The sequence below is a fragment of the Paraburkholderia edwinii genome, assembly GCF_019428685.1.
Lineage (GTDB): Bacteria > Pseudomonadota > Gammaproteobacteria > Burkholderiales > Burkholderiaceae > Paraburkholderia > Paraburkholderia edwinii.
Genome location: NZ_CP080095.1, coordinates 1424823 through 1442260, shown reverse-complemented (window position 1 = coordinate 1442260; position 17438 = coordinate 1424823). Strand labels below are relative to the sequence as shown.

Here is a 17438-nt window from a genome sequence, read left to right as displayed (position 1 = left end):
CCTGCCGGCCGCGCGTGCCGCAGAAACAATCAGAAGCGCGTCTCGCGCGCAACGCGCAAGAACGTATCGAGCAGCGGCGTGCAATCGAGTAGCTCGGCGCCGCCCGCGCGGTGAAACTCCGGGTGCCACTGCACCCCAACCACAAACGGCGCGCGCCGATAGCGCACCGCCTCGATGATGCCGTCCTCGGCCGACACCGCCTCGATATTGAGGTCGCGCCCGAGTATGTTCACCGCCTGGTGGTGAATCGAGTTGACGATCGCTTCGCGCCGTCCAGGGAACATATTCGCAAGCGTCGAACCGTCCGGGAAATGCACGGCGTGCCGGTGCTGGTCGTATTGTTCGTTCACGTGGATACCGGCCGTCGGCACATCGGTCGCGATATCCTGGTAAAGCGTGCCGCCGAACGCGACGTTGATCAGCTGGCAGCCACGGCACACGCCGAGCACGGGCTTGCCCGATTCGACAAACTCGTGCAGCAGCTCGAGCTCGTACATGTCGCGCACGCGGTCGCCGGGCCATTCGGGGCGCGTCCCCGCTTCCGCATACGACTGCGGCGATACGTCGGCGCCGCCTTGCAGCAGCAGCCCGTCGAGATTCTTCGCGTAGTCGCGCAAACGGATATTGCTCGGGTGCAGCATGCCCTGATGGCCGACGGTCGGAATCATAAAGACCAGCACGTCGCGCGACATTACCCAATGTGCAATCGACTCCTCGAGATACTGCAGCGTCTTGCCGCGCAGCCCTCGCGCGCCGGGTTCCGGATGGAAGAGCCGCGCCGACACGCCGATACGCAGCGTGCGCTGCGTAATGCGCTGCCCCGCGCGGTCGAAAATCTGGCGCGCCCGCGCCGCGAGCACGCGGCCGAACACCGACCACGCAGAGTCGCTGCGCTTCAGATACGCAGGCTGGTTCGGCGGAATCGAGCCCGGCGGCGGCGGATGATAGGCGCCGAAATCGGGCGCCGCGCCGAATCCGGGCGGCGGCGTGCCCGGCGCGCCGTCTTCGCGCACCGCGTTGCTCGCGGCGGCCGCCTCGGCGGCAACCTGAGCACTCGATGCGGCCGCGGCCGCCTGCACACTGGCGGCATCGGCGGCCGCAGCGGCCGCCGCGGCCGCAGTGGCATCACGTGCCGAGGACTGCGGAGTCAGTTGCGCTTTCGTGTCGGGACTCGCCGATGCGCCAATCGGAGAAGTGACCTGCGGACTCACCGAGGGCTTCGGCTCTTCAGCGGCAAACGCCGACCGTTGCCCGCGCATCGGGGCAGGCCGCTCGACGTTCGCCGAGCTCGACGCGTTAGCGGCGGCACGTCCCTGATACATCTCGCCCTTCCGCTGCGCGTTCTCGCCATGTGTATCCGCAGACGCGTCAGCATGCCGCGGCGTGCCTGTAGACGACGAAGGCGCAGACCCGGCCGGAGCCACGCCTTCAGGCGTGATATTCGATGCGCTTTCAGGGGAATCGGTAGCGGCGGCTTCTTTGGCCGCCGGCGGAGTGGCCGCTGCCGTCGTTGCTTCGGGCTTCGAACCGGCTTGCGAACCTGGTTGAGAAGCTGGTTGAGAAGCTGGTTGAGAAGCGGGCTGCGAACCTGGGTACATACCCGGCTTCGCTTCAGCGGACTTAGATCCAGCCGCCTGTGCAGCGCTGCTTTCCGGCGCGGATGCCGAAGCGGCAGTGGATGGCGTACCGGACGGTCCGGCGTTATCTGGCTTGTTTTCGCTCATGACGATTTGTCAGGCGCGCCTTTACGCGCGAACGAATGAACAGGGTTCAATTATCCGCCAGCGTTCGATGACGGGCAAACCGGCACACAATTAGTCACATCCGCTCACACTGATGTTCACACAACGTTACATCGAGTCACGGCGCTGCGCCCCCGCGTGCGATGAATCGGGACGAAACTCGAAGCCAAGCGACCCGCCCATCGCAACCTGAGAGCAAGGCCGGTTGCAAGATCATGGATCGGGCTGCTCATCGAGTGTCTCGCGCAGCGCGATCTGCATCGTTGCGTGAATGCGCACGAACCAGCGCCAAAGCGCAGTGACGAGCAATGCCGCGCAGACCAGCACGGCGATCAGCAACCCGGTCGGCGGCAGAATCGTGCCCGACAGCGCGGCGACGAGCAGGAACACGCCGACCATCGACGCCACCGGCACGAGGTCCGAAATCGCATAACGCAGCGCGCGCGTCAGACGCCCGGCCTTCGCCGGCTGCACGCTGACTTCGGCCAGCAGCAAGGCAAGCGACTTGGTCTTCCGGTAGACGGCGACGAGAAACGGCATCGATACGATCAGCGCCGCGCTCCACAGCACGACGCGCTGGATCGCCTCGGACGGCACCCAGCCCGCGAGCAGTTTGCTCGCGTACGGCGCGCCATAGGACGCACCGAGAAAGATCGCAACGACGAGCGCGAGATTGACCGAGATCTGCAAAACAATCCGGCGCGTCAGGCTAAAGACCGTGGGTTCGCCGTTCGTCGGCCCGAGGCTGCCGAGCCACTGGCCATACAGTCCGAATACGTTGGTAACCGCGCGCGGCATCGCCTCGCCGAGGCGCCGCGACACCGGGTCGGCGGCGCGAATCAGATACGGTGTGAAAAGCGTCGTCAGCGCCGACACCGCCACCGCGATCGGATACAGAAATGCGCTCGTCACCTTGAGCGTGAGGCCCAGCGACGCAATGATGAAAGAGAACTCGCCGATCTGCGACACCGTCATGCCGACGCGCATCGCCGTGCGCCCGTCCTTGCCCGCGAGAAAGGTGCCGAGCCCGCACGACACGATCTTGCCGACGATCACCGCGACCGTGATCACCGCGATCGGCCATGCGTAATCGACCAGCACGGCCGGGTTCAGCATGAGCCCGATCGTCACGAAAAAGATCGCGGAAAACGCGTCGCGCAGCGGCATGATCAGATGCTCGATTCGATGCAGATGGCGCGACTCGGCCATGATCGCGCCGATCAGAAACGCGCCGAGCGCGATGCTGTAATCGAGCTTGACCACGAGCAGGCAAAACGCGAAGCAGAAGCCGAGCACCGACACGAGCAACATCTCGTCGCTTTTCGAGCGCGCCACATAATTGAGCGCGCGCGGCACGACCAGAATGCCGATCACAAGCGACACCGTCATAAAGAGCAGCAGCTTGCCGAGCGTGACGAGCGCCACACCCGCCGAAAGCTCGCCGGTCTGCGCGATGCCCGACAGCAGCACGAGCATCGCAATGCCGAGAATGTCTTCGACGATCAGAATGCCGAACACCAGTTGCGCAAAGCGTTCGCGTTTCAGGCCGAGCTCGGAGAGCGCCTTCACGATAATGGTTGTCGACGAGATCGCGAGAATCGCGCCGAGAAAAAGCGCATCCATCGTCCCCCAGCCGAATGCGCGGCCGATCTCGTAACCAATCCACAACATCAGCACGATTTCGGAAAGCGCGGCGACGATCGCGGTCGCGCCGACACGAAACAGCTTGCGCAGGCTGAACTCGAGCCCGAGCGAAAACATCAGGAACACGACACCCAGTTCCCCGAGCGTCTGAATGGTCTGCTGATCGTTAATCAGCTGGAACGGCGGCGTATAAGGACCAATGATCACGCCGGCCGCGATATAGCCGAGCACCACCGGCTGCTTCAGGCGATGGAACAGTACGGTGACGACGCCGGCGAACGCCATCACGACCGCCAGATCCTGAATGAAGCCGATACCGTGATGCATAGCCGCAATCCTTACAGAAAGTAAACTTTAGTTGCGATGGTATCGCACAAACTATCAACCGCGACTGATCGCCGATGAACTTCGACGGTTTGCCGACGACACTGCGGCCGCATTAATGGACAGGTCACAATAGAGGCCGTTCAGACCTCCATCGCCATCCTCACCTGCGCTTTCCGCCATGACCACCGAATTCACACCCTTCCCGCCGCTCGCCCAACTCGCCGCCGATCTCGCCGCCGGCCGCACGACGAGCCGTGCGCTGATCGAAACCGCGCTCGACCGCATCGCCGACCCGGCGGGCCAGGGCGCGACCGTATTCGTCGACGTCGACGCGGCAGGCGCGCGCGCCGCCGCCGATGCGCATGACCGGCTGCGCGCGGCCGGCACCGTGCTGTCGCCGCTCGCGGGCATCCCGGTCTCGATCAAGGACCTGTTCGACATCGAAGGCCAGCGCACGCGCGCGGGCTCCCGCGTGCTCGCCGATGCGCCGCCCGCGCATGCGGACGCGGTCAGCGTCGCGCGCCTCAGGCGCGCGGGCGCCGTGCTGGTCGGCCGCACGAATATGAGCGAGTTCGCGTTTTCGGCGGTCGGCCTCAACCCGCACTTCGGCAACCCGCTGTCGCCGTACCGGCGCGACGTGAAAGGCGACGAACGCGTATCGGGCGGCTCGTCGTCGGGCGCGGCGGCGTCGGTTGCGGACGGCATGGCGGCCGTCGCGCTCGGCACCGACACAGGCGGTTCGATCCGCGTGCCCGCCTCGTTCTGCGGACTGACCGGCTTCAAGCCGACCGCTGCGCGCATTCCGCGCGAAGGCGGCGTGCCGCTCTCCACGACGCTCGATTCGTTCGGCCCGATCGGCGTGTCGGTCGCCTGCTGCGCGCTGGTCGACCGGATGCTCGCGGGGCTCGAGCCCGTCGTTCCGGCCGCGCGGCCGCTTGAGGGCGTACGGCTCGGCGTGCTGACGAACTATGTCAACGAAGGTCTCGACGCCGAAGTCGAAGCGGCAATCGACACCGCGCTCAAGCATCTCGAGGCGGCTGGCGCGATCGTCTCGGAGGTGCGCTTCGCGGCGCTCGATCGCCTGCCTGAGATCAACCGGATCGGATTTTCGTCGATCGAGGCGTATGCGTGGCACCGGCCGCTGCTCGACAGGCATCGCGACGCATACGACCCGCGCGTGCTGTTCAGAATCATGAAAGGCGAGGCCGCGAGCGCCGCCGACTACCTCGACCTGCTCGCCGAACGGGCCGCGATGATCGCCGAGGCGCGCACGCTGTGGCAGCGCTTCGACGCGCTGGTCGCGCCGACCACGCCGATGGTGCCGCCGCGCGTCGCCGATGCGATGCGCAACGACGAGTCGTTCTTCAGCATCAACGGGCGCATTCTGCGCAACCCGAGCGCGTTCAACTTCCTCGACACATGCGCGTTGTCGCTGCCGTGCCATCCGCGTGGCTCGGCGCCGGTCGGTCTGATGCTCGCCGGCGCGCCGTATGCCGACGACGCGCTGCTCGCGCTGGGGCGTGGAGTCGAGGCGGTGCTGAATACGATTCGCTGACGGCGGGCGCGCGGCGCGGTGCCCGTGGCCAGTCCGCGGATGGCCGCCCCGCGGATCGGCGAGCGTCACCGTGTTCGCGCTAGAATCGCGGCACCCGTCCCGGTTTCCCATCGGGTTTCCGATCCGATTCCAAGCCGGGATCCACGCAACGCCACCGACCCATGTACAACGACAATGCCCTGCTGCGCCGCGAGCGCAACCTGTTGGTCCTGCTTGCCCTGATCTGCGTCGCGCTGGTGGGCGGCGCACTGTATCTGCAGTTCGTCGAGCATCAGGACCCGTGCCCGCTGTGCATCATCCAGCGCTATTTCTATTTGCTGATCGCGATCTTCGCGTTCCTCGGCGCGCGCCTGCGCGGCTGGCGCGGCGTGCGCCTGCTCGAGCTGCTCGCGCTGCTGTCGGCCGCGGGCGGCGTGGTGACGGCCGCACGGCACGTCTATATCCAGGCGCATCCGAACTTCAGCTGCGGGTTCGACGCACTGCAGCCGATCGTCGACGGCTTGCCGCCCGCGCACTGGCTGCCCTCGGTGTTCAAGGTCGCGGGGCTATGCGAAACGGCGTATCCGCCGATCTTCGGCATTTCGCTGCCCGGCTGGTCGCTGATCGGCTTCGTGCTCGCGTTTCTCGCGCTTGCGATCAGCCTGTGGCGCCACCGGCGCGCCGGTTAAACACGCCGCACGGCAGCTGCCTGCCCGCGCGCGGCTGTTCAGCGACCGTTGCGCTCGACGACCAGACCCGCGCAGCCGGCAGACAGCGCTCGCTACCTCGCTGACCGCCGCTGTTGCGCCGCCCCGACAGCGAGCTTCATGTCGAGTCGCCCTTGCCGAGTTGCGCTTGCAAGGCGGCGCCAGCGACCTCCGCGCGAGACAGCCATCTTTCTTTAATGCGCAAAAACGCCACCGTGTTCGCGTAAACACCTGGCCGTGCGCCTGTCCCGCGCCGGGCGCCCCCGGCCTTTCGCATACTGGCCGCACAGCCTTGCACGGCGCGGCTCCGCGCAATTTCCGCCGTGGCTCGTGAACGCTTGCGGGAACCTTCACCCGTCGTGCATGGCCGCATGTGAATAGCCTTCATCACCGCCGGGGAATATTTTCGGGACAAGGTGGTGCTATCTTCGCAACAAGGATGGCGATCTACGTGCGCGAGCCCGGCCGATGCGGGCCCATGCGTAACGCGCGCCCGGTCCGCAATGTCTTTCCGTTTTTGCCATGACAAAGCACACCATCCGCTTCTACCGCCAGGGCGCCGTGCACGAGGTGCGCGACGTGCCCGCAACCCGCACGGTGCTCCAGCATCTGCGCGAGGACCTGCGCTGCACCGGCACGAAGGAAGGCTGCGCAGAAGGCGACTGCGGCGCGTGCACGGTAGTGATCGGCGAACTCAATGCGCATGGCGCGCTCGAGCTGAAGGCCGTCAACGCCTGCATCCAGTTCCTGCCGACGCTCGACGGCCGCGCGCTGTTCACCGTCGAGGACCTGCGCGCCGCCGACGGCGCACTGCATCCGGTCCAGCAGGCCATGCTCGACTGTCACGGCTCGCAATGCGGGTTCTGCACGCCGGGCTTCGTGATGTCGATGTGGGCGCTCTACGAAAATCAGCCCGCCGACGCCGGCTTGCCGACGCGCGACGAAATCAACGCGGCCCTCTCGGGCAACCTGTGCCGCTGCACCGGTTACCGGCCGATCGTCGAGGCGGCCCAAAAAATGTTCGACTATCCGCGGATCGCCCTCGACCGCGCCGCGCTCACGCGCACACTCGAGTCGATCAGACGCGACGAGACCTTCGAATACACAGGCCCTGACGCACGCGGCGCCGACTTCGGCACGCCCGCGTTTTACGCGCCGCTCACCGTCGACGCCTTCGCCGAACTACGCGCGCGGCATCCGCACGCGCGCATCGTCGCGGGCAGCACCGACGTCGGCTTATGGGTAACCAAGCAGTTTCGCGAGCTCGGCGATGTGCTGTTTATCGGCAACGTCGCCGAATTGAAGACGATCGAACGCGATGCGCAAACGCTGACGATCGGTGCCGCCGCATCACTCGAAGCGGCCTATGCGGCACTCGCCGTCGACTATCCGGAACTCGCGGAACTGTGGGCACGCTTCGCATCGTTGCCGATCCGCCATGCGGGCACGCTCGGCGGCAACGTCGCGAACGGCTCGCCGATCGGCGATTCGATGCCTGCGCTGCTCGCGCTCGATGCGCAGGCCGTGTTGCGCCGCGAGTCGACCATCCGAACGCTGCCGCTCGACGCGTTTTATACCGGCTACCAGAAAACCGCGCTCGCGGCGGGAGAATTCGTCGCAGCGATCCGCGTGCCGCGCCCCGCGACCCACCTGCGCTTTCGCACCTACAAGGTGTCGAAGCGCTACGACCAGGATATCTCCGCGGTATGCGGCGCCTTCGCGCTGCACATCGAGAACGGCGTGATCGCACAGGCGCGCATCGCATTCGGCGGCATGGCCGCGACACCGCAGCGCGCACATCACGCCGAAGCCGCGCTGACCGGCGCCGCGTGGGACGAAGCGACCGCGCGCCGCGCCATGGAGGCGCTCGCGACCGACTACCAGCCGCTCACCGATATGCGCGCATCGAGCGCCTACCGGCTCAAGGTCGCGCGCAATGCGTTGTGGCGCTTCCATCTGGAAACGCGCGACGATGCGCCTCTACCGCTCGTCGACGTCAGCGCGTTCGCGTACGGCGCGCAGATGGACGCGAACGCAAACGCGACGGCAGCGACGAAGGAGGTTCTGTGATGAACCAGCGATCCGTTCCGTTCGTCGCACAAGATGTCGCACCTGAGAGCGCTGCTCCGGAACACGCCGCGCCGGGCGCCACACCTGCGAAACCTACCGCAGAACATGCCGCACCGGCCGCGCAGGTCATCCCGCAAACCCAGGCTCCACTCGCCACCGCAAGCCGCGACACCGATACTCGCGCTTCCAGCGCCAGCGACACCGCGATCGGCGTACCGCTGCCACACGAATCCGCCGCGCTGCACGTCAGCGGCGAAGCGACCTACACCGACGACATCCCCGAACTGCACGGCACCTTGCACGCCGCGCTCGGGCTGTCGCGCCACGCGCACGCACGCATCGTGTCGCTCGATCTCGACGCGGTGAAAAACGCGCCCGGCGTCGTCGCCGTGTTCACCGCCGACGACATTCCCGGCGAAAACAACTGCGGCCCCGTCGTCCACGACGACCCGATCCTTGCCGACGGCGAAGTGCTGTTCCTCGGCCAGCCGGTGTTCGTCGTGATCGCCACGAGCCATGACCTTGCGCGCCGCGCGGCCGCGCTCGCGAAGAGTGACGACGTCGTGCGCTACGAACCGCTCGAAGCGGTCCTCACCGCCGCCGAGGCGAAAGCGAAAAAGCAGTTCGTGCTGCCGCCGCTGCATCTGAAGCGCGGCGCCCCCGCCGAAAAAATCGCAGCCGCGCCGCACCGGCTCACGGGCACCTTCGAGGTCGGCGGCCAGGAACAGTTTTATCTCGAAGGACAGATCGCCTACGCGCTGCCGAAAGAGATGGACGGCATGCTCGTCTATAGCTCGACGCAGCATCCGACCGAAATGCAACTCGTCGTCGCGCATATGCTCGGCTGGCCCGCGCATAGCGTGGTCTGCGAATGCCGGCGCATGGGCGGCGGCTTCGGCGGCAAGGAATCGCAATCGGCCATTTTCGCGTGCATCGCGGCGCTCGCCGCCTACAAGCTGCATCGCCCGATCAAGCTGCGCGCCGATCGCGACGACGACTTCATGATCACCGGCAAGCGCCACGACGCGGTCTACGAATACGAAGCGGGCTTCGACGATACCGGCCGCATCCTCGGCGCGCGCGTCGACATCGCGCTGCGCGCGGGCTTTTCGGCGGACCTGTCGGGCGCGGTCGCGACACGTGCGCTGTGCCACTTCGATAACGCGTACTACCTGTCCGACGTCGAGATCGTCTCGCTGGCATGCAAGACCAACACGCAGTCGAACACCGCGTTTCGCGGCTTCGGCGGACCGCAAGGCGCGCTTGTGATGGAAGTGCTGCTCGACGATATCGCCCATGAACTCGGGCTCGATCCGCTCGACGTGCGCCGCGCCAATTTCTACGGCATCGGCGAGCGCGATATCACGCCGTACGGACAGCGCGTCGAAGACAATATCGTCGAGCCGCTCGTCGACGAGCTCGTCGCATCGAGCGACTATCGCGCGCGGCGCGCGGCGCTCGTCGAAGCGAATGCGCAGAGCCCGGTGCTCAAGCGCGGCATTGCGCTGACGCCGGTCAAGTTCGGTATTTCGTTTAACGTGCCGTTTCTCAATCAGGCCGGCGCGCTCGTGCACGTCTACAAGGACGGCTCCGTGCTCGTCAATCATGGCGGCACCGAAATGGGCCAGGGACTCAACACGAAGGTCGCGCAGGTGGTGGCCAACGAGTTCGGCCTCGCGCTGTCGCAGGTTCGCGCGACGGCGACCGACACGTCGAAGGTCGCGAATACATCAGCGACGGCCGCCTCGACCGGCAGCGACATCAACGGCAAGGCCGCCGAAGACGCGGCGCGCAAGATACGCGAGCGCCTCGCCGCAGTCGCGGTAACCCTGCTCGGCGGCGAGGCGCGGAACGTGACATTTGCGCGCGGCGAAGTGCAATCGAATGGCGCGTCGATACCGTTCGCGCAGCTCGTCAACGCGGCGTATCTCGCGCGCGTGCAGCTGTGGTCCGACGGCTTCTACGCGACGCCAAAGGTGCACTGGGATTCGAAGACGCTGACCGGCCATCCGTTCTACTACTTTGCCTACGGCGCGGCGGTATCGGAGGTGGTCATCGATACGCTGACCGGCGAATGGAAGCTGCTGCGCGCGGACCTGCTGCATGACGCGGGCCGCTCGATCAATCCGGCGATCGATATCGGCCAGATCGAGGGCGGCTTTATTCAGGGCATGGGCTGGCTCACGACCGAGGAGCTCTGGTGGAATCGCGACGGACGCCTGATGACGCATGCGCCGTCGACATACAAGATTCCGGCGGTCAGCGATACGCCCGCGGCATTCAATGTGCGCCTCTATCGCAACGACAATGCGGAGCCGACGGTATTTCGCTCGAAGGCGGTCGGCGAGCCGCCGCTGTTGCTGGCGTTTTCGGTGCTGCTTGCGATTCGCGATGCGATCGCAGCAACAGTGGCCGATGCAGCGCACGACACGATGCACACCGTACGCCGTGCCCCACCACTGCGCGCCCCCGCCACACCCGAGGCGATCCTCGATGCGCTCGACGCATTGAATGCGAACGCAACGATCTTGCCGGGCCAACGTCCAAACGGCGAGCCCGTCGGAAAATCGAACACAGAAGCGGCGCCAGCAACAACGTCCGCTTCGACCTGATCAACCGCCGCGGCCGCACCTGCCGCGGCTTCGCATGGAGAAGAGCCGAATGCATGCGTGGCTTACCGACCTGCAACACCTGCTCGCGCACGGCGACGCCGTCGTGCTCGTCACGGTCGCGCGCGCCGAGGGCTCGGCGCCGCGCGAAGCCGGCACGAAGATGATCGTCACGCGCGAAGCCGCAAAACATACGATCGGCGGCGGTCATCTCGAATGGAAGGCGATCGAGACCGCGCGTCAGGTGCTGCGCGACGGCATGCGCATGCCGCATACGCGCCGCCTCGAACGCTTCGCGCTGGGCCCAAGCCTCGGGCAATGCTGCGGCGGCGCGGTCGTGCTCGCGTTCGAGCGCCTCGACGTCGGCGATCTCGGCTGGGTCACGTCGCTCGCGAAGCGCGTCGCGGCGGGCCAGTCGACCGTGCGCAGCGTGTCGTTCGGCCCCGCGCCCGATGCGGTCATGCTGTCGGACCCGGAGCCCGGCGTCGAAAGCGCCGATTGCCTGCTGTGGGACGGCGCGGGCTTCGACGACAGCAGCGCGCTGCTCACCGAAACCATCGCGCCGCGCGACTTCGCGGTCGTGCTGTTCGGCGCCGGTCACGTCGGCGCCGCGCTCGTGCGCGTGCTCGGCACGCTGCCGTGCCACGTGCGCTGGGTCGACGAACGCGACGCGCAATTCCCCGCGCCCGACACGCTGCAGGCCGACAACGTGACGATCGACGCGAACGACGCGCCCGACGAAGCCGTCGACCACGCGGCGCCGAATACCTACTTCATCGTCATGACGCACGACCATCAGCGCGACCTTGCGCTCGCCGAGCGCATTTTGCAGCGCGGCGACTTTGCGTTCTTCGGCATGATCGGCTCGCATTCGAAGCGCAAGCAGTTCGAGCATCGGCTCGCCGCGCGCGGACTCGATCCGGCGCGTATCGCGCGCATGCAGTGCCCGCTCGGGGTAGAGGGCATCGAAGACAAATCGCCTGAAATCATTGCCATCTCGGCCGCGGCGCAGGTGTTGCGTGCGGTCGAAGCGAACGCGCATGCCGCGTCCGCGCAAACCACCGTCTGACCGGATTCAAATCAACCAGAAAACCCACCAAGGGCCACACAATGACGACAACCACCCCCCCACGCACACCGCTCGCCGAAAAGGTTGCGCGCGCACCGAAAGCCGAATTGCACATCCATATCGAAGGGTCGCTCGAGCCCGAGCTGATTTTCCGGCTCGCGCAACGCAACGGCGTCAAGCTCGCTTATGACTCGATCGACGCGCTGCGCGCCGCGTATGCATTCACCGATCTGCAGTCGTTTCTCGACATCTACTACGCCGGCGCGAGCGTGCTGCTCAAGGAAGAAGACTTCTACGATATGACGAGGGCGTACGTCGAGCGCGCGCTCGCCGATCATGTCGTGCATGCGGAGATTTTCTTCGATCCGCAGACGCATACCGAACGTGGCGTGCCGATCGCCACCGTGGTGGCCGGCATCGAACGCGCGCTCGCGGAAGCGGAACGCCGCGGCATGTCGAGCAAGCTGATTCTGTGCTTCCTGCGCCATCTGTCCGAAGACGATGCGCTCGCCACCTTCGACGCCGCGCTGCCGCTATTCGATCAGTACTCGCACCGGCTCATCGGTGTCGGGCTCGATTCGTCGGAACGCGGTCATCCGCCGTCGAAGTTCGAGCGTGTGTTTGCAAAAGCGCGTGCCAAAGGGCTCAAGCTCGTCGCGCATGCGGGCGAAGAAGGGCCGCCGTCGTACATCTATGAAGCGCTCGATCTGCTGAACGTCGATCGCGTCGATCACGGCGTGCGGTGTATTGAAGACCCGGCGCTCGTCACGCGCCTCGCGGATGCGCGCGTCGCGCTCACGGTCTGTCCGCTGTCGAACATCAAGCTCTGCGTGTTCGACGATATGACGAAGCACACGCTCAAGCGTCTGCTCGATCACGGCGTTGCGGTCACCGTAAATTCGGACGACCCCGCTTATTTCGGCGGCTATGTGAACGAAAACTACCGCGCGACGATCGAGGCGCTCAAGCTCACCGACGACGAGATCTACACGATTATCCGCAACGGCTTCGACGCGTCGTTCGTTACGCCGCAAGAGCGCGACGCGTTGATCGCGCAGCTCGATGCGCACTGGCACGCGGCGCCCGCGCGATAGACGCATCCATTCCGCGACCCGTGAACACGCATCCCCGCATCCCTACATTCCGGAGACACGTCCTGTCATGACTCAATCGGCTTTTCGCGCACAACTGCTGACGTTCAACGGCGATCCCGCGCAATCGTCCAACGCGGCGGTCTTCGATGAAGACGGCCTGCTGATCGTCGAAGACGGCCATGTGGTCGCGGCGGGCGCTTACGCGTCGACGGCGCCGCAACTCGCGCCCGGCACGCCCGTGCACGAGATGCGCGACAAGCTGATCGTGCCGGGCTTTATCGATACGCATATCCACTTCCCGCAGACCGACATGATCGCGTCGCCGGCGCCGGGCCTGCTGCCGTGGCTCGACACCTACACGTTTCCGACCGAACGCGGCTTCGAAGACCCCGCGATCGCACGCGACACCGCGCGCTTTTTCGTCGATGAACTGCTCGCGTGCGGCACGACGACCGCGCTGGTCTACTGCACGGTGCACAAGGATTCGGCGGACGCGCTCTTTGAGGAAAGCCATGCGCGCAATCTGCGCATGGCGGCCGGCAAGGTGCTGATGGACCGCCACTGCCCCGAGTTCCTGCGCGATACCGCGCAATCGGGCTACGACGACAGCGCGGAGCTGATAGGCCGCTGGCACAACAAGGGCCGCCAGATGTACGCGCTCACGCCGCGCTTCGCGCCGACCTCGACCGACGAGCAGATGCGTGCGTGCGGCGAACTCGCGCGCCAGTATCCGGACGTATTTATTCAAAGTCACGTCGCGGAAAACACCGATGAAGTGAAATGGGTCGCCGAGCTGTTTCCGGGTCACCGCAGCTATCTCGACGTCTACGACCACTATGGGCTGTTGCGCCGTCGCGCCGTGTACGGCCACTGCATCTACCTCGACGATACGGATCGCAAGCGGATGGCCGACACGGGCGCGATCGCGGCGCACTGCCCGACGTCGAACCTGTTCCTCGGCAGCGGCCTGTTCGACTTCGCGAAGGCCGACGCAACCGGTATGCCGCTCGCGCTTGCGACCGACGTCGGCGGCGGCACCTCGTTTTCGATGCTGCAGACGATGAACGAAGCGCACAAGGTGGCGGCCCTTTCCGGCTACTACCTGAGCGCGACGCGCATGTTCTGGCTCGCGACCGCGGGTGCGGCCGAGGCGCTCGATCTCGCGGAACAGGTCGGCACGCTGAAGCCGCGCACCGAAGCGGACTTCGTCGTGCTCGATCCGCAAGCGACGCCGCTGCTCGCGCGCCGCACGTCGCGCAGTAACACGCTCGAAGAGCTGCTGTTCGCGTTCGCGCTGCTAGGCGACGATCGCGCGGTGTTCGAAACGTATGCGGCAGGACAACGCGTGCACCGCCGCGATACGCCGCGCGAGCATGTGGCGAGAAAAACGCGGATCGCGGCGTAAGCATTGAGCCCGCGGGCCGGCGCCAGAGGCCAGCCGCGGGTTGGCCGCGGGTTGGCCGCGCTACTCGCCCGCCATGGCAAGCACCGTCTGATGCAAGGTGCCAAGACGCCGCACCGGCTCCGCCACGTACGGGTTCGTTTCATCCCACGCATAGCCGGCCAGCACCGCGCTGATCATGCGGCGAATCGACGGCGTCTGATCTTCGTAGAAGATGATGTCCTGCAATTCGCCCGTGTACCAGCGCTCGACAAACGCGCGGAACGTGTCGATACCTTTGCGCAACGGCCGGTCGTAAGCGGTAGACCAATCGATGGTTGCACCGTTCAGCTGCTTCGCCAGCGTGTGAACCGCGAGATGCGCCGAGCGTAGCGCGATCGTCACGCCCGATGAAAACACCGGATCGAGAAACTCGCCCGCGTTGCCGAGCAGCGCGTAGCCGAGGCCGTGCAGGCGCTCGACGTTCGCCGCATAGCCACCGATGCGGCGCACCGGCATCAGGAACGGCGCATCGCCGACCAATGCCGCAAACGTCGGCTCGGCGCGCACGAGTGCGCGCAGCTTCGCTTCGCGCTCCGCTTCCGGCACATCGAGAAAGCTCGCCTCGGCCACGCAGCCGACCGACACCCGTCCGCCCGCCAGCGGAATCATCCAGTACCAGACATCGCGATGCTCAGGATGCACGGCGACGAGAATCTTGTTGCGATCGTAGACGCCGGGCGGATTCAGATCGCGTGCATGCGTAAAGATCGCCGCGCGCGTCGGCATGCGCGTCGGCGCTTCGAGATTCAGAAGACGCGGTAGCACGCGGCCAAAGCCGCTCGCGTCGAGCACGAAGCGTGCGCACACCCGATACGCATCGCCGGCCTCATCCTTGACCTCGAGCACGGGCGCGTCGCCGGTCTGCATCGCAAGCACCGTATGGCCGAAGCGCACTTCGGCGCCCTGCTGCATCGCGCAGCGGATCAGGATATCGTCGAAGGTCGCGCGTTCGACCTGATACGTCGTGCCCCAGCCCGCCGAGTGCTTGTCGCGGAAATCGAACGCCGAAACGCGTTCGCCGTGCACGAAATGCGCGCCGTTCTTGAACTGGAAGCCCGCTTCGACCACGGCTTGCAGCATGCCCGCCTCTTCGAGATACGCCATGCTTTGCGGCAGCAGGCTCTCCCCGATCGAAAAGCGCGGAAAGTGCTCACGCTCGAGCACCAGCACCGAATGGCCCGCCTTGCGCAGCAACGCGGCTGCGACCGCCCCTGAAGGACCGGCACCGATAATCGCGACGTCGGTGACGACTTCTTTTGAGTTCCCTTGGTTCATCGTTCTTCTCTTCTTTCGTCAAATTTTCGCTGCGTTCGCAACGATCTGCCGCGACGCCCGGCGGGCGCCGCGATTACAATGACGCGCACTCGCACAACTCAAACTCACAATCAGACCGACCACGGGGAATCCAATGTTGTCGTCCGACACTTCCAGCGTGCAGTACGTGCCCGAATCGGCGTTCGGCGTCTGGTTTCTGCGTACCCATACGTGGGAACACCATGTGCTGCGCGTTGCCATCAACGATCTGAAACGGCTGATCGACACACCGTTGCCCGAGCATCCGGTCATCATCGATGCCGGTTGCGGACAAGGCATTTCGTTTCGTCTGCTCGCGCAAACGTTTAATCCGTCGCGCATACTCGGCATCGATTTTCATGAGCCGTCGCTCAAGCTCGCGGCGGCTGCCGCCCACGCGTGCCGCGATCACCATCCCGCCACGCATATCGAACTGCTGCACGGCGACTGCGCGGCACTGCCGGCGCCCAACGAAAGCGCCGACATCGTGTTCTGCCATCAGACCTTCCATCACCTCGTCGAGCAGGAGCGCACGCTCGCCGAATTCCATCGCGTGCTGAAGCCGGGCGGTGTGCTGCTGTTCGCCGAATCGACCGATGCGTATATCAAGTCGTGGGTGATCCGCCTGCTGTTTCGTCATCCGATGCATGTACAGAAAAGCGCGGACGGTTACCTCGAGATGATTCGCAGCGGCGGCTTCACATTCGGCGAACGCAACGTGTCGCTGCCTTACCTGTGGTGGAGCCGCGCGAAGGACTTCGGACTCTTCGAGCGGCTCGGGCTGCATCGTCCGCAGCCCGGCAAGCGCAGGGAAACGCTCGTCAACGTCGCGGCGGTCAAGAGCGCTTATTAAGAGCGCTTACCACGACCGCTAATCAAGATCGCTTAACGAGGCGCGACGAGCGCATCACGCGTGGCGGCATACCCCGGCCGCCCGCGTTACTTCCTGAGCGTCACGACGTCGCCTTTCAGCGCGACACCGGCCACAACCGCGCCCGCGCCGCAGGTGAAATCGGTCGCGCTCTCGTGCAGCTCGCCCTTGTAGTTGCTCTTGATATTGATCACCGCGTTACCGCCTTCCTTACGCGCGCGCTCCTGCAACTCGAGCACCGCCGAGAGGAACACACGCTGGCAGGCGGCTTCATCGCTCTTGCCGAACGCGTTGGTCTTCTTGTTGGTCGCGAATTCGCCCATCGTCTTCGCCACCGACGGATGACGCTGCCCCGCGAAGTACAACGCGACGTCGTCGCCCACCTTGCCGGGCTCGCTTTTCAATGCCGCGTCGATCGAAAAGGTTTCGACCGTATCGCGCGCATAGGCCTGCGACATCGTGCCCGCTGCGCAGACGCCGGCCACTGCGGCAAGAACCAGTGCATGTTTCAACTGCTTTTTCAATTCGTGTTGCATGACACTCTCCCCGATGGGTTTCACTTCGACTCGAGCACGACAACATCGCCGCGCACGTTGATGGATGCCGAGCTCGTGCTAAGGCCGCACGTGTACACGGTATCGGATTCGGTTTCGGTGCTGTGAAAGCGTGTCGAGATATTGATCACCGCGTTCGCATGGTGATCTCTCGCGTAGCTGCGCAGTTTCTGCAACGCGTCGTTGAGCGCCTGATTGCACGACTCCGGGCCGTCGGTACGGCGTGCGATGCGCGCGGATTGCGTGCGTTCGCCGAGCGTGCGCTTCACTTCCGGATGGGTGGCCTTGCCAAAGTAGAGCGCGACATCGTCATGCTGCGACGTGCTCGGGTTCGTCACCGGTTGCAGCGGCAACGACTGGACATGCGTTGCGCAGCCGGCCTGTGTGAAGGCGACGATAGCCAGCGCCGCCGTTATGCTTTTGACTCTCATTGTTTTTGACCTCGTTGTAAAAAATCAATCGCTTTGCTGCTTCATTGCT

13 protein-coding genes are annotated in these 17438 nt (G+C 65.4%); 8 read left to right on the top strand and 5 right to left on the bottom strand.

Annotated features, from left to right (window positions below; genetic code table 11):
* Window positions 1–29: 29 nt before the first annotated feature.
* Together KZJ38_RS06320 and KZJ38_RS06315 are read right to left on the bottom strand one after the other, a co-directional pair.
* Entirely contained in the window at window positions 30–1598 is a 1569-nt protein-coding gene (locus KZJ38_RS06320) for a gamma-glutamyl-gamma-aminobutyrate hydrolase family protein (protein ID WP_425518329.1), read from the bottom strand.
* Between the two features lie 357 nt (window positions 1599–1955).
* A complete protein-coding gene (locus KZJ38_RS06315; RefSeq protein ID WP_219799275.1) occupies window positions 1956–3713 on the bottom strand; it encodes a cation:proton antiporter in 1758 nt (585 codons plus the stop codon).
* A gap of 178 nt (window positions 3714–3891) precedes the next feature.
* Between KZJ38_RS06315 and KZJ38_RS06310 the strand changes: the two genes are divergently transcribed.
* The 7 genes from KZJ38_RS06310 (at window position 3892) to guaD (ending at window position 14201) form a co-directional block, all read left to right on the top strand.
* Complete coding sequence (locus KZJ38_RS06310; RefSeq protein WP_219799274.1) at window positions 3892–5268, top strand: amidase; 1377 nt, start codon at window positions 3892–3894, stop codon at window positions 5266–5268.
* 161 nt (window positions 5269–5429) lie between these two features.
* Window positions 5430–5936, top strand: coding sequence for a disulfide bond formation protein B (locus tag KZJ38_RS06305; RefSeq protein ID WP_219799273.1), 507 nt, complete (start codon window positions 5430–5432; stop codon window positions 5934–5936).
* A 540-nt stretch (window positions 5937–6476) separates the two neighbouring features.
* On the top strand, window positions 6477–8024 hold the full coding sequence (xdhA, locus tag KZJ38_RS06300) for a xanthine dehydrogenase small subunit (RefSeq protein ID WP_219799272.1): 1548 nt from the start codon (window positions 6477–6479) through the stop codon (window positions 8022–8024).
* Complete coding sequence (gene xdhB / locus KZJ38_RS06295; protein WP_246641658.1) at window positions 8024–10636, top strand: xanthine dehydrogenase molybdopterin binding subunit; 2613 nt, start codon at window positions 8024–8026, stop codon at window positions 10634–10636. The genes xdhA and xdhB overlap by 1 nt, the downstream gene beginning before the upstream one ends.
* Window positions 10637–10685: 49 nt before the next feature.
* Window positions 10686–11702, top strand: a complete 1017-nt coding sequence (gene xdhC / locus KZJ38_RS06290; RefSeq protein ID WP_219799271.1) for a xanthine dehydrogenase accessory protein XdhC — start codon at window positions 10686–10688, stop codon at window positions 11700–11702.
* Window positions 11703–11743: 41 nt separating this feature from the next.
* Window positions 11744–12796 (top strand): adenosine deaminase, encoded by a 1053-nt coding sequence (locus tag KZJ38_RS06285; protein ID WP_219799270.1) that lies wholly within the window; start codon window positions 11744–11746, stop codon window positions 12794–12796.
* 67 nt (window positions 12797–12863) lie between these two features.
* Complete coding sequence (guaD, locus tag KZJ38_RS06280; RefSeq protein WP_219799269.1) at window positions 12864–14201, top strand: guanine deaminase; 1338 nt, start codon at window positions 12864–12866, stop codon at window positions 14199–14201.
* A gap of 60 nt (window positions 14202–14261) precedes the next feature.
* Here the strand turns inward: guaD and KZJ38_RS06275 are convergent, their stop codons facing one another.
* A complete protein-coding gene (locus KZJ38_RS06275) occupies window positions 14262–15515 on the bottom strand; it encodes an NAD(P)/FAD-dependent oxidoreductase (RefSeq protein ID WP_219799268.1) in 1254 nt (417 codons plus the stop codon).
* A 133-nt stretch (window positions 15516–15648) separates the two neighbouring features.
* Here KZJ38_RS06275 and KZJ38_RS06270 point away from each other — a divergent pair, with 133 nt between their 5' ends.
* Entirely contained in the window at window positions 15649–16386 is a 738-nt protein-coding gene (locus KZJ38_RS06270; RefSeq protein ID WP_219799267.1) for a class I SAM-dependent methyltransferase, read from the top strand.
* An 86-nt stretch (window positions 16387–16472) separates the two neighbouring features.
* Here the strand turns inward: KZJ38_RS06270 and KZJ38_RS06265 are convergent, their stop codons facing one another.
* Together KZJ38_RS06265 and KZJ38_RS06260 are read right to left on the bottom strand one after the other, a co-directional pair.
* The gene (locus KZJ38_RS06265; protein ID WP_219800141.1) at window positions 16473–16862 is read right to left on the bottom strand and encodes an excinuclease ABC subunit A; all 390 of its coding nucleotides are present in this window, start codon (window positions 16860–16862) and stop codon (window positions 16473–16475) included.
* A gap of 98 nt (window positions 16863–16960) precedes the next feature.
* On the bottom strand, window positions 16961–17389 hold the full coding sequence (locus KZJ38_RS06260; protein ID WP_219799266.1) for a YbjQ family protein: 429 nt from the start codon (window positions 17387–17389) through the stop codon (window positions 16961–16963).
* Between the last annotated feature and the right edge of the window lie 49 nt (window positions 17390–17438).